This window comes from Clostridioides sp. LIBA-7678 (assembly GCF_056716065.1).
In genome coordinates, this window is the sequence record NZ_CP196987.1 from 1,500,251 (window position 1) to 1,514,768 (window position 14,518).

At 25.8% G+C, this 14,518-nt stretch carries 12 protein-coding genes; 7 read left to right on the forward strand and 5 right to left on the reverse strand.

The annotated features are described in order from the left end of the window. Positions 1-170 precede the first annotated feature (170 nt). The 6 genes from ACTG46_RS07245 (at position 171) to ACTG46_RS07270 (ending at position 3,570) form a co-directional block, all read left to right on the forward strand. Positions 171-596, forward strand: a complete 426-nt coding sequence (locus ACTG46_RS07245) for a BlaI/MecI/CopY family transcriptional regulator (protein WP_479923835.1) — start codon at positions 171-173, stop codon at positions 594-596. Next, a complete protein-coding gene (locus ACTG46_RS07250) occupies positions 593-892 on the forward strand; it encodes a BlaI/MecI/CopY family transcriptional regulator (RefSeq protein ID WP_479923836.1) in 300 nt (99 codons plus the stop codon). Before ACTG46_RS07245 ends, ACTG46_RS07250 begins: the two co-directional genes overlap by 4 nt. Positions 893-1,460: 568 nt before the next feature. Beyond that, complete coding sequence (locus tag ACTG46_RS07255) at positions 1,461-1,691, forward strand: helix-turn-helix transcriptional regulator (protein WP_054269899.1); 231 nt, start codon at positions 1,461-1,463, stop codon at positions 1,689-1,691. Beyond that, positions 1,678-2,109, forward strand: coding sequence for a hypothetical protein (locus ACTG46_RS07260; protein WP_479923837.1), 432 nt, complete (start codon positions 1,678-1,680; stop codon positions 2,107-2,109). The genes ACTG46_RS07255 and ACTG46_RS07260 overlap by 14 nt, the downstream gene beginning before the upstream one ends. Positions 2,110-2,222: 113 nt before the next feature. Beyond that, positions 2,223-2,978 (forward strand): DUF1835 domain-containing protein, encoded by a 756-nt coding sequence (locus tag ACTG46_RS07265; protein WP_479923838.1) that lies wholly within the window; start codon positions 2,223-2,225, stop codon positions 2,976-2,978. 19 nt (positions 2,979-2,997) lie between these two features. Then, complete coding sequence (locus tag ACTG46_RS07270) at positions 2,998-3,570, forward strand: DUF4145 domain-containing protein (RefSeq protein WP_479923839.1); 573 nt, start codon at positions 2,998-3,000, stop codon at positions 3,568-3,570. A gap of 314 nt (positions 3,571-3,884) precedes the next feature. Here ACTG46_RS07270 and ACTG46_RS07275 read toward each other — a convergent pair whose 3' ends face one another. The 4 genes from ACTG46_RS07275 to ACTG46_RS07290 form a co-directional block, all read right to left on the reverse strand. Next, positions 3,885-4,895 carry a sugar ABC transporter substrate-binding protein gene (locus tag ACTG46_RS07275; protein WP_479923840.1) on the reverse strand — a complete coding sequence of 337 codons (1,011 nt, stop codon included), beginning with the start codon at positions 4,893-4,895 and terminating at the stop codon, positions 3,885-3,887. Further along, complete coding sequence (locus ACTG46_RS07280) at positions 4,895-7,108, reverse strand: bifunctional diguanylate cyclase/phosphodiesterase (protein WP_479923841.1); 2,214 nt, start codon at positions 7,106-7,108, stop codon at positions 4,895-4,897. The genes ACTG46_RS07275 and ACTG46_RS07280 overlap by 1 nt, the downstream gene beginning before the upstream one ends. Before the next feature lie 361 nt (positions 7,109-7,469). After that, positions 7,470-9,203, reverse strand: a complete 1,734-nt coding sequence (locus ACTG46_RS07285; RefSeq protein ID WP_054269905.1) for a sensor domain-containing diguanylate cyclase — start codon at positions 9,201-9,203, stop codon at positions 7,470-7,472. Positions 9,204-9,425: 222 nt separating this feature from the next. Further along, positions 9,426-11,660 (reverse strand): EAL domain-containing protein, encoded by a 2,235-nt coding sequence (locus ACTG46_RS07290; RefSeq protein ID WP_479923842.1) that lies wholly within the window; start codon positions 11,658-11,660, stop codon positions 9,426-9,428. 756 nt (positions 11,661-12,416) lie between these two features. On the opposite strand from ACTG46_RS07290, the gene ACTG46_RS07295 reads away from it, so the two are divergent. Continuing rightward, positions 12,417-13,226: a MerR family transcriptional regulator gene (locus ACTG46_RS07295; RefSeq protein WP_479923843.1), complete on the forward strand. Its 810-nt coding sequence runs from the start codon at positions 12,417-12,419 to the stop codon at positions 13,224-13,226. Between the two features lie 88 nt (positions 13,227-13,314). On the opposite strand, the gene ACTG46_RS07300 is transcribed toward ACTG46_RS07295, so the two are convergent. After that, positions 13,315-14,481: a tyrosine-type recombinase/integrase gene (locus ACTG46_RS07300; RefSeq protein ID WP_479923844.1), complete on the reverse strand. Its 1,167-nt coding sequence runs from the start codon at positions 14,479-14,481 to the stop codon at positions 13,315-13,317. Positions 14,482-14,518 lie beyond the last annotated feature (37 nt).

Below are 14,518 nucleotides of genomic sequence, written 5' to 3' on the forward strand. Positions count from 1 at the left end.
TCAATATATGTGTTTGAAAATCGAATGAATTTGTAGATATGAATAATATTTTTTATATATAAAAACAAACTAAAATAGTAGAATATATAGTAAATTTTACCTGTAGTTTTTGTGTTAAAAAGCTCCTATTATTAGCTTAAGTTAGACTGAATTTGAGGGAGTGACATAAAATGGAGCAACAAGAAGTAGTTAATAAACTACGAAGGGGAGAATTAATGTTGATGGAATATATGTGGAGGAAAAAATCTATTCTATATAAAAAAGAAATAATCTCGGCAATGCAAGAAAGATATAAATGGAGAAAAAGTACTACAGAAATTCTTCTAAAAAGATTAGTAAAAATGAAAGTATTAAAAAAGAAGAGGATAGATTTTCAATTTAGTTATGAAGTACTAGTAAATAAAAAAGAATATTTAAATGCGACAAGAGAAGAAAGAAGTATAAATATAGATGATGATTTTTTTACTCGAATATTTACAACTATACATAGAAGGAATCAAATGATAGAAGAAAAATTTAAAAAATTCATAACAAATATAAAAAGATATGATAAAAAGACAAGTTTGAGTTTTATAGAAAGAAGGGATATATTATGATAAATAAGAAATTACCAGATGCAGAACTAAAAATCATGAAGTTTATTTGGAACTCAAGTTATAAAACTGTAATATCGAAAGATGTTGCAGATGAGATAGAAAAAATATATGGATGGAAACATACAACTACAATTACGCTTTTAACAAGGTTAACTAAAAAAGGTTTTTTAATCTCTCAGAGAATTGGAAAACATGTACATTATACAGTATTAGTGAAAGAAAAAGAATTTTTGGAGGTTTACATAACAATCCTTTATCAGAACTTATTTCAAAATTACATGATGGAGAAGAAATAACAGAAGACAAAATAACAGAAATAGGGGACTGGATAAAAAGTTGGAAGGATGAAGATTGATAAATGAAAGGTAGCGACTAATATAAGTGCTACCTTTTTTCTGTGGATAATATTGAGGATAAGTTGTGGAAAACTTATGTAAATACTGTGTATAAAATGTTTTGCTGACATTTAACTGACAAAAGCATATAAAAAGATATGAATATATTGGAATAACAACATTTACAAATAAAGATATGGTATAGTACTAATGTCAACAACAAAGAGTAAATAATTATAAATTTTATTAAATAATAGTAAATTCAAGTGTTTTATAAGTAGATTTTATTATCTATATTGCTGATATTTAACTGACTAATAAAAAAAGTACTTAAAATGGCATTTAGCTGACCATTATTTGAATAATATTTTACTTATATTTTCACATGCTTCTTTGTCCATTTCTTCTAATAAGTAATAATATCTATTCATATTTATTTTTATATCTGCATGCCTAATCTTCCTGAAACAGATTTTATATTAGTACTTATTTATATAAAGTGAACTTCATATTATAAAAGGAGTATTCAATGAAAACTAAAATTAAAATATTAAGAATTTCCATTGGAATGACACAACGACAACTTGCTGATTTAGTTTATGTGAGCGAGAGAACAATTATTTCTATAGAAAAAGAACAGTATGCTCCTTCGCTCATGCTTGCTTATCGTATTTCAGAGGTATTTGGCACAACAGTAGAAGATTTATGCTATCTTAAAGAAAATAAAGAGTTGGAGGATAAACAATATGAAAATTTATAATAAAAAAGGTTTTACCTTTGGTGTTTTGGCTACAATATTAGGAATATGTAGTTTAACAAAAGATATTATATATCCTGAAGATTGGCTAACACTGCAAATTAAGCATGTTGTATTTTCTATAATAATTTTATTATTTGGGATTATAATTCTTATTCGGGCATTTTCTAAAAAAGCTACACAAGAAGATAGGATTGAATCTATGGATGAAAGAAATCGTCTTATAAAGTTAAAAAGTGAAGCTAAGAGTGGAAATATTATGTTTTGGATTACAACAATTATTAGTATATGTAGCTTTTTATTTTATTATTTAACAGAAAATATATTGTATATGTTTATTTTTATTCCAATTGCAATTCTAAGCATGATGTACATTATTATAGAGTTTATTTCATACTTATATTATGAAAAGCGTGAATAAAAATATATCAACTAATTTTATAAATAATACTATAATAATCTAGGATTGTTTAACAAGTACAGTTTATATATTATAATAAAATAAATTATTAATTGTACAGAGAGGTGAGTTGCATGGCATACATATGTTTTGATGATGTTTGTTATTATATATTAAAAGAAGCAATGAAGCTAAAGTTAATACCACATAATAAAATTGTAGTATTTGAAGATGATTTATCAATAGGTGATATTTCAGATGTAAATAATTATGAATTAAGAAAAGATATTTTTAAAGTTAGAGCTGATTTTGAAAATAATCCTAAACTATTATTCAAGCCCAATTTATTAGAAGATAGAAGCTTGGTAAAACATAGAGACATAATAATATGGTGTGCAAATAACTCAAGGGATTTATGTGGTGTATATTATATAGTGAGTAAGTTTCAAGATAAAAACATAAAAATTGCATTAATAGATGAAAAAAAGATAGAAGATGGTATAATGAAATATTCGTTTACTAGTGAAATGTCTCCAGAAGATACTTATTTCTTTTTAAACAAGGCATCAGAAATTGAATTTAATGAAAAGCTAGAAATTAAAAATAAATGGGATGTATTAGTTAAAGAAAATACTATTTTTAGAGCATTGATAGGAAAAGAAATTAAAAGTGTTGAAGAAACTTATTTTGATAAATATATACTAAAAAATATTAGTGATAAATGGAAACCCTTAATTGAAGTTGTTGCAGAATCTTTGCTTGAAGATGAAATGTGTGTAAAAGATTGGTTTATACTTTGGAGAATAATGAATTTGGTAAATTTAAAAATAGTAGAAATTAAAGGAAGTAAAGATGATTTATATTCTGATACTGAAATAAGAAAAATTTAAGTATTTGGAGGTGAAGACGATGAATTTTTGGGAAGGAATAGACAATGAATTGTTAGGTAAAAACTACACTTGTGGATATTGTGGTTGCTATGTAGGAAGTGAAAAAGGTTATGAAGGTATTTATCGTACTAGTCCAGAAAAAGAGGTTGAAATAAGCATATATGTATGTCCTAGTTGTGGTAATCCAACTTATTTTGATAAAGACAATAGACAGTATCCAATGTCCAAAGCTGGGAATGATGTATTACATATTAATAATAAAGATGTTGAAAATTTATATGAAGAAGCTCGAAATTCATTTAGTGTAAATGCATTTACATCAGTAGCTTTATGTTGCAGAAAGTTATTAATGAATGTAGCAGTACATTTAGGTGCTGAAGAAAATAAGACATTTATATTTTATGTTGAATGGCTTGATAAAAAGAATTATATATTGCCTAATTCTAAAAAATGGGTGAACCAAATAAGAAAGATAGGAAATGAAGCTACTCATGAAATTTGTATTGTAAGCGAGGAAGATGCTAGGAAGACATTAATTTTCACTGAAATGTTGTTAAAGATAGTCTATGAATTTCCAGCTATGGCAGAATAATAGGGAGAAGATGTATTTTGGCATTTAATACATAATAGATTTTATAAATGGAGTAGATTGTATACCAGTAGAAATGAAGTATAGTATATGTGCAACAGCTATGAACCTGAGCTTAATATTTAAAAATTATGAATGTGAAAGTTTCTAAGAAAAAATTTGCATTTATAGACAGGCAATTTTATATTTAAAATAAAAAGTGAACTCTTTTAAGAGTCCACTTTTTTATATAAATAAGTTGTTATTTGATAGACTATATTAATATTAAGTATTTGTAATAAAATATTTATAATCTGATATTTTTATATACTTAAAGTTTAATTCTTACCATAAACTTGTTCTTTAGTAAAATAACCATTATCAATGAGTATTTTATCTAAATTCTCTTTAGTAACCAGTTGACCAGTTATAAGGTTAGCTTTAATTGTACTACCACTTTGATTATCAAATTCTGAATTTACATTTATAGTTTCATTCTTTACCATATGAACTGCTTCATTCACAGCAGTACAGGCAAGCTCATTTAAATCCATATATATTGTGACATCTTGTGTACCTTCAACAATACGTTTAGCAGCATCTATTTCTGCATCCATACCAGTAATAACTACATGTTTTGAAATTCCTAATTCTTTTAATGCATCAACACATGCTCCTGCTATTTTATCATTTGGGGCAAGAATAGCATCTATATTGTTATTATTAGAACTTACTGCTTCAATGACCATCTTCTTTGCTTCATCAGGAGACCAACCTTTTACAGGAGCATCCAAAAGAATATTTATATTGTCTTTAATAGGAGAGATATATCTCATTGCTCCTTGGTACAATAATTTAGCATTATTGTCACCAGGGTCACCTTGAAGTATAATATAATCTCCATCATAAACTATTTCTGAAAGGTATTGACCTAATCTCTGTCCAATTCTACTACTATCATATCCTACAAAGAGGTCAACTTTTTCACCCAAAACAACACGAGCATAATTTATAACTGGTACATTTTTTTCCTTAGCATAATCTAATATTTCTTGAACTTTATTTACATCACGTGGAGTAATAATAAGGACATCAATTCCATTATCTATCATTTCAAAACAATCTTGTTTTTGTGTCTTTGGTTTATCTGTTTGATTAAGGCGTACCTCTATATCAGCACCAAGTTTTTTAGCTTGTTGCTCCATATATTCTTTTTCATGTTGCCAACGTGTGGCACTTCCAACACCAAAAGAAACACCAATTTTTACATTTTGTTTTTCACTTTTACATCCTGACAAACTAACTAAAAAAAGAACTGCTATACAAATCAAACTTATAATACGTTTCATTATATTTTTCCCTCCTGATAAAGTCTCTCAAAATCTTGCTCACTTATAGGTTTTGAATAGAAATAGCCTTGTGCAATAGAACATCCAAACTCTCGCATAAGTTCTACATTTTCTATATTCTCAACTCCCTCTACTACCACCTTGATATTTAGACTTCTTGCCATCTGAGTAATGGCAGCAAAAATAGATTTTTGTCTATCACTATTTGCAGTATCTTTTAAGAAGCCTCTATCAATTTTCAAAATATCTATGTCCATATCTTTTAGCATATGTAGTGAAGAATAACCAGAGCCAAAATCATCCATAGAAATTTGAAGCTTATTATCATGTACTTTGTTTATAAATTCTTCAATCATTTTATAATTATCAAAAATTATAGTTTCAGTAAGTTCTAATTCAATTAGATGAGGTGGTACTTTATACTCATCTAATTTTTGAAGAAGTACATCTAAGAAGTCATTATTAAGAAAGTGCATGCGCGAAAAGTTTACAGAAATTGGAACACAATTCACACCTTTTTCTAAATTTCTCTTAATAAATTTTAGAGTCTTTTCAAATATAGTCATATCAACAGCTGTAATTAATCCAGTTTTCTCACATACTGAAATAAATTCACCAGGAGGTCTTAATTTTCCATCATCAGTTCTCCAACGTGCCAATGCTTCAGCACCAACTAATTTGTGACTATTAATATCAACTTTAGGTTGATAGAAAGGAATAATTTCATCATTATCAAGTGCCTTTTCAATAGCTCTCTTTGTTTGTTCATTGTGAATCATCTGTTTATCAAACTTCTCAGAGTAAATTTCCACTCTTTTGTATCTCATCCCTTTAATTTTTTGAGCTGCCATGTTTGCTTTATCAACCATAAGATTGATGCTTTCATCTCGATTAATAATTGGATATAAACCAGCAGAAAGGTATACTGTAACACCTTCTATCTTTAATTCTGAATCAAATAAGGAATTAAGTCTTTGTTCAGAGGCATCTTCTAGAAGAACAACAAAATGGTCACTATAAACTCTAGCAACTTGTTCATTTATAGAAAGTCTCTTAGTATAAATCTCATTAATTTTTCTTAAAATTTTATCTCCAACATCAAATCCGTAAAAATTGTTTATGTATTTAAAATTATCAATATCAAAAGTAAAAATATAAAATTGCTTGTTTGTATTTGTGCGTAGGAGATTTTGTAAATCAAACATAAATTTTGTATATGTATTGCCTTGTGTAATAGTATCTACAAATGCAATTTTTTTTAACTTAGTCTGTTGTTTTTCTTTTAAATATAAAAAATATATCATGCTAAAACCAAAAAACATTACAACAACCAATAAAATAAAATAGAATAACTTAATAACAATATTTGTATTTGCTGAAACTGCGTTAGTAGATACACTTGAGATTAAATACCAATCATAGACTTTGTCTATAGGAGTATAAGCAGAAAAATATTTTTCACCATTTAGCTCTGTTTCCATAATACCTGAATGATTGTTTTGTATATCTTTCTCTAGACTCTTAGAAACCTCTGGGTTCTGTAAAAAAATCATTCTATAATAGTTATCAGATTCTCTATTGTATATATCCTGCTCAGAACTTATAAGAATGTATCCTTGACTATTAATAATGTACATATGACCTTTTTCAGAAAATAGAGAAACTGAACAGAGATTATACATTTCTTTCAGTGTATACTGTTTTTGAATTGAGCCAATAACTTCTCCATGAGATTCTATAGGAACACTTATAACAAAAATGTCCTCTCCATCTAATCTAGAAACTATTCGTTCAGATATGTTTTGAATCCCCTTAGAAACTAGCTTAAAATAGTGCCTTCCTGAAATATCAAGTTCTTTGCCATTTGGAAAAGTTGCCTTTCCATCTTCTGATGCAAAAAAAAGTCTATCATCATTTTTTTCTTTTGAATAATTTAAAGCTATAGATTTTAAACTATCCTGACTTTTGTCTTTTGATTGTGAAAATCTTTCTGACACTTGGTTGGAAACAAGGTCTAAATTATTAACCTCCATCATTAATTTATTTGTAATTACATCTTTATTTTGTGTTACAATTTCAGTTAAATTAATTTTAACATCTGATTGCAGTAAATATTGTACATAGTTCATTAGATAGAAAACTGCAATTGCCATTAAAATATCCACAAAGACTGTAAGTAAAAACGGAATATTCTTTAAATTTTTTGTTTTCATCATATAGTAATCCTTTCTGCAGATGAAAGATGTTTTAAATAGTATCAGTATATCATCGATATAATTCATAGGCAATAATATAAGCCAAAAATATATTTAAAAATGATGATTAATTTATATAAAAAATAAAATTAAAAATAAACTGGCTTTATGTCTTTAGATAAATTTATTTTAAAAATTTATATGGAATTAGGGAAGGAGTTTAAATATAAAGTTTCGAAAGGTTTATTTATATAAAATAATCATAAAGTATATGATGATTGTTTTTAAATAATCATATACTTTATGATTAATATAATTATAAATAACAATACCTAAGTTATAAGTTATTTTTAGGCAAAGATATAATATAATAATTTTATTATTCACATATGCTATAACGATTTTTTCCAGCTGCTTTTGATATATACAGAGCTTTATCAGCTTTAGAAAATAAATCTTTATACGATTTAATTGAATCATTAACAAAAGCAATGCCAATGCTTAGTGTTATTTTATGATTATCTTTCACTTTTATTTTACTTGTATCATTTAAAATATTATTAGTAGCTTTGATTACTAAATCATTTGTTAATGATTTTATAAATATCATAAATTCATCTCCACCAATGCGAGCAACTATATCTTTATCACATGTGTTTTGTAGTAATATTTTTGATACAGCAACTAAAACTTCATTCCCCTCTAAATGTCCAAAAGTATCATTTACAGTTTTAAAATCGTCAATATCAATAACTAATAGAGCATCACTAGTTTTTTTATCAGAACTACAGAAGTACTCTTGTATAAAGTTTTCTGATACTCTTTGATTGTATAGTTGTGTTAGTGGGTCACGTTGAGCTTGATTAATTAAAATTTCTAATTTAGATTTATCTTCAGTTATATCTTTCAAAACACCAATTGTTTTGATAGGATTATGGTCACTATCATAGATAACTGAGCATTGAACACGAATCCATCTCCATTCATCTCTAGTTAATGAGTTTAATTGTCTTATTTCAATTGTCTCTCTAAGGTTTCCACGAAGTACTTCTAGTAATTTGCCAATATCATCAAGATGAATGATTGCTCCAGACTCTAACAATTTAGAATAATTTTTTGTTTCAAAGTTTTCTAATTCAATTTTCTTGTCAATTTCTACACGTTGGTACTTTATAAAATTATCATTTCCAATGTCATATTCAAACATAATGTCTGTAATATTTTGTAGAGCAATACGATAGCGTTCTCTTTCTAATTTTAGTTCAGATTCGATATTTTTTAGTTGAGTGATGTCAGTAATAATACTATTAATTTTTACTACCCCGTCATTATTTAATGATTTCATTCCAGAATCCAATACCCACATTAATGTTCCATCTTTTTTGCGTATTCTATATTCAGTTGAATATGTAGTTCCATTCGCAAAACATCTTTCACAATCTCCTAGTGCTTTAGGCAAGTCTGGTGGATATACAGCTCCTACTGCGGTACCACCACTCATTTCGATAAACTCATCATAGGTATATCCCAATATTTTAGGCAATCCTTCATTAACATAGAAAAAGGAGAATGTATCATCATCATTGCTACCCTTTAATCCACCATTGATATTATTTGTAATCATTTCAATAACTTCTGTTTTTTCTTTTAACAATCTTTGTAAATAATCATAACTTTGTGTTCCAATTTTAGTAGGGAAGTATTCATCAATTTGCATTTCACCATAAGGATTTGATATATGCATGTGTTTTACTAGTAATCTTTCTCTATCTTCAATTATCTCAAATGTGCAACGTTGATTTACTTCTAAGACCATTTGTGCATTTTCTTTAGTACTAACAGTATATTTTCCTAATACCATACATCTATTTTTATCTTCACTTACAATTTCAAATGTATCATTACTTATATCACAAGAAGGTACTTCATTTTGACCTGCATAAAAATAATCTTTTATTTCATTAAAAGAAGTGAGAAATTCCTGTTCTCCTGGTCCAATCCATGTGATATCTTTAGAAAGGTGTTTTAATATTTCATCAATATCTCTATTTACATAAAAGTTTATTATAATATGTTTTGCAAATTTAGGTGCTTTTTTTAGGAGTATACTCATGATATTCCCCCTTTCTTTTTATTATACATCTCAGTTATATTATACATTAATATACTTAAATTAAAAATGTTGTTAAACAATGTTTTATATAAGTATATCATCATAGATTCAAAATTTTTTACTCTATCAACAATATAACTTAATGAAAGATGCTTACATTTATAAAATACTTTGAAAAATTTATTTAAATATATTAGTTTCTTTAAAATAAAGTGTTTTGGATTAGACTTCTGTTAAATTTTTTATTTTATTTATATCTATATACATACCTTGTGCAATAGCTCTTCCGTCAATTGCATATAGATTACATTGTGTATACATAACTGTAACAATTTGACCATCGCGCTTTATAAATCTATATAAAAAAGGTTCAATTTTATTTGTATCAATCATTTCCAAACTCTTTTTATAAATAAAGTCTAAATCGTCTGGATGAACAATTGCTCTTAAGTTACCACCCATCTCACCAAAAAATTGTTCTTTTGTATAACCTATAATATCAAACATTTCTTCATTCATATAAGTAATAATCATATCACCAAATAAATCATAACGAATTATACCTACAGGTAACATTGAATAAAATTGTGATAAAATATTACTTTCATCAAGATGAGTGTTTGTCATTTTAGGTATAGAATATGATTCAAACTCATTTATATAGCCAGCTGTTTTAATTAAGTCTAGGTTTAATTTTTTTAAAAGCAATCTATTTTCTGAAATTATACAATTTGCACTAAAATAGAAATTACTATACTTTTGATATTCAGCAGACTCATCTGATAAAACAGCTTCTCCACTAATTAATAATAAATTTGAGTCAGTATCATGTGGAGTTATACTTTTATAAAGAATAGAAAATTTTTTACCTTTAATATGTTTCTCAAAGTGTTCTATTATTTTAGCAAAAGATGTAATTTCCGTTTTGCTGTAAAAGTCAGACCATTGAATATCTTCAGTTACATTTGATTTTAGTTTTTTCATGTCTTGCATAATAAAAAATTCATCAAATATCTTTTCTACTAAGGATTTTCCTATATCAGAATATTTTATAAACATTTCTCCTGAATTATTTTCTTTAGATAGTAATTTTTCAAATTGAGCACATTCCATAGGTTTTGCATAATAATAACCTTGAGCAATATCGCAATTTATACTTTTAATAAATTCTACATGTTGTTCTGTCTCAACACCTTCACACACTGTAAGCATTCCAAGAGCTCTTGCAATATTTATTATAGAGTATAAAATTGTTGCATTTTTGAAATCATTCAAATTATGAGATAAAAATATTCTATCAATTTTGATTACATCAAAAGGTAGATTTTGCAACATACCAAAAGATGAATATCCAGAACCAAAATCGTCCATAGATACAGAAAAACCATAAGAACGAAGCTCATTTAAATGTTGAATAATAGTATTTGTATTTTCTAGCAATACATTTTCTGTGATTTCAATGCTGAAATTTGATGTAGAAACACTATACTTTTCGGTAATGCCTTTTAGCATACTTGGAAAATTAGGATTAAAAAAGTGAAGACGAGAAAAATTACAACAAATTGGAACAAAAACATCATTGTTATCAATCCATCTTCTTATATTTTTGCAGTTTTCTTCAAATAAATATAAATCTAATTCTGTTATTAAACCAAATTGCTCAAATAAAGGTATAAACTTATCTGGAGTAAGAAGTCCTTTAATTGGATGTCTCCATCGAGCAAGAGCTTCACATCCTACTATAGTATTGTTTTTTATATTATAGAGTGGTTGATAAAATGCTTCAATTTGTTTAGTTTGTAAAGCATGTGATATTTCGTATAAAAATTCTTTATCATTTTCCAATTTGTTATAAAAATTATTATCATCAAAATCAAATGGTATGTATCTATTTTTACCTTCTATTTTGGCCTTTTTTAAAGCACTGTATACTTGATTGAAAATCACTAAAGTAGTTACATTTGGTTCGCCATCCCAAATAGTACTACCAATACTAAATGTAACATTAGAGTGTATTTCTTTTTCATTAGGAAGTTGTACTTTTAATTCTCTAGCACTCTTTATAATGGTTGTACCTATATTATCTAGTTCTTCATTTGATACATTAGGAATTACAATTAAAAATCCTTCACCTTTTAGATAAGCAACTATTCCATTTGATTCTGGAATAAAGTACAACAGTTCTTGAGTTAGGTTGATTAATAGATTTTCTCCAACCAAGTATCCATATATATCATTAAATAATTTAAAGTTATCAATATTTAATAACATAACTCCAATATGTATATTTTTTGAAATACAGTCATCAATATATTGGTATACAAACTCCCTGTTTGGTATTTTAGAAAAAAAATCTATTTCATTTGAGATTTTTAATTTATAATCTCTATTATCTAATTCATTAGCTAATAGTTCTACCTTTTTATTTAACATTTTTATATAATCATAATTTTGCATGGTATTCCTCCATAAGATATTTAAAATTTTGACGATAAACATATTTATGCTAAAAATATTTAAATGTTAATTTATAAATAATTTGACTAATCTATTTTTAATAAGTATTTCAAACTTAGATGTATCAACTTACTTGTTATAATATTAAAAATAAAAATTTTTTAGTCTAGTAATAATCTTAGATAAAATTAGTTAATTATTAAGTTCGAGTATTGAAAGATTTCCTTTTTGAATGCAATTATATCATATTTTTTTATAAATAGATAGATTGCAGATTATGCAGTTGACACTATAGAACTCATTATAGCTAATATTAATTTTAATAATTTTATGAATAAATAATTTATTTATAATTAATTTATTATAAATAAATTCGTATCATAGCAATGATTTCATATACTTAATTTCAGTTATTTGAATTAAGTCTAATTTTATATTTTTACCATAATAAATATTAACTTACTAAATCAATAAAATGATAATTTATAGAAATTTATTTTAATATAAAAAATCTTGTAAAAAAGACATAATATCTATAGGTGTAAAAAACTACAAATCTAAAAATGTTGTTTATAAAGATTAAAATTAGAAATATTATAATAGGAAAATAAATAGATTTTAATGGGTGATTACAGATTACTTATTTTCGTATCCTTGTTTTAGAGGTATTTTTAGTATATTCTAAAACTATAGTTATAGATAGAAACATATAGATTATAAAATAAAAATAAGATTATGGAGGATTTTATTGTATAAATGAAAGATTACTATAAAATAGGAGAGATATCTAAAATATATGGAATTGGAAGAGATTCATTAATGTATTATGAAGAAATAGGTATTCTAAAGCCAGTTAGAGATGTAAATGGATATAGAATGTATAACATATCAGATATATGGAAACTAAATTTAATAAAAGAGTTTAGAAGTTTGAATTTTCCAATGAAAAAAATAAAAGAATATTTAGATGATAGAAGTATAGAGTCTACAAAGAGCATTTTAAATGAAGAGTTAGAATTAATTGATAAAAAAATATTTGAACTTATAAGTCATAAGGAAAATATTATAAAAAGATTAAGTTCAATTGAAAGTGTAATTCAAAATACAAAAATAGATGAGATAGAGGTTGTATATATAGAAAAAAGAAAAGCTTTAGAGTTAAATGCTGATATAAAAAGAGATGAGGATTTTGATTTTTTGATTCAAAAACTACAAAAAGAATACGAAGATAGATTTAATATACTTGGAAATAATAATATTGGTTCTGCTTTTTCCACTGAGGCAATCAGCAAAGGTATATTCAATGAGTTTAAGTCTGTATTTTGTTTTTTAGAGAATAGTGAGGAAATATATAATATAGTTTTTGATGAGGGATATTATGTAACTTTAAACTATACTGGAAGCAATTCTAATAATAAAATATATATGGAAAAGGTGTTTAAATTTATAAAAGAAAATAATTATAAAGTAATTGCTGCACCTATAGAAATATACAAGATAGATATACATGAGACTGGGATTGTAGAGGAATTTGTAACTGAAATTCAAGTACTTGTAACTAAATAGCTAGATTTCAACGAATTAGATGATAAATAGAGTGAAAAAATGCTAATTTGCCACCGATTTGCCACCGTATTATAAAATCGGTGGCAAATTATATTCTGAGACCTTCTAAAATATTTACTGTTTCATTTTCCATTTTATGTGTGACATGAGAGTAAGTATCCATTGTTGTAGTTATTTTACTGTGACCGAGACGCTTTTGTATATCTTTAATATTAGCACCATTTTCTAAAAGTAAAGTAGCATGTGTATGTCTTAAACAATGAAAATTGAAATCAATATTTAAATCTTTATTTATTATTGCTATTGCCATGTCAATATCACCATGAGTTACAAATGAACCATCTTTTTTTCTGCATACCCAATTATATTCTGTTTTTTTATACCATTTTCCTATTTTAACTTTCTGCTTCTTTTGATTTAGTTTTTCATCTTTTAATATTTTAGATAGAGTATCACCAATTTTAATATCTCTTATTGAAGAATTTGTTTTAGGGGGAGCTAATTCAAAATTGGAATCTTTTTTCCTTACTAAGTTTCTTCTAATTTTAATTATATTATTTTCTAAATCTATATCTTCCCAAAATAAGCCTAATACTTCACCTTTTCTCATACCTGTATAAAACCCAATCATCAAAGGAATATAGGCATTTGTCCCAACTGGAAACTTATGTAATATTGTATCAAAATCATTTAAGGTAATAGTTTTAACTTTATTACTAGTATTAGTTTTTACTAAGTTTTTAGGTATACTAACATATTGAACAGGGTTCTCTCTAATAAGTTTATATGGGTATACAGCTAATTTTAAAGAAGTGTTTAAAACACCATAAATCAATTTTAAAGTTCCTTTTGAGTAATTTTTTTCTTCACCATTTTCTGTATATTTTTCTTTTGATTTTATATTTAAAAATTCTTGAATAACAGCAGGATTTATAGATTTCAATTTATATTTTCCAAGACTTGGTTTAATATGATTTTCTATAGCCCTTTTATAATTACCTTGAGTGTAAAACTTGCAATTTAGAAGTACATATTCTTTATACCAGAAGTCCAAATAATCAGATAAACTAATATTAGTTTCATCAAATACAGTACCAGAGTTTTCAAATTCATTTATTGCATCTCTTAAAGCTTTTTCAGCTTCTTTTTTAGTTTCTCCGCCAACTTTTTCTACTTTTTTTCTCTTACCATCTACTATGCCTGCATCAAAATAGTAATACCATTTTTTACCTCTTTTTCTAACTCCACCTTTCATAAAAATTTCTCCTCTCAAAAATATACCTTAATTATAT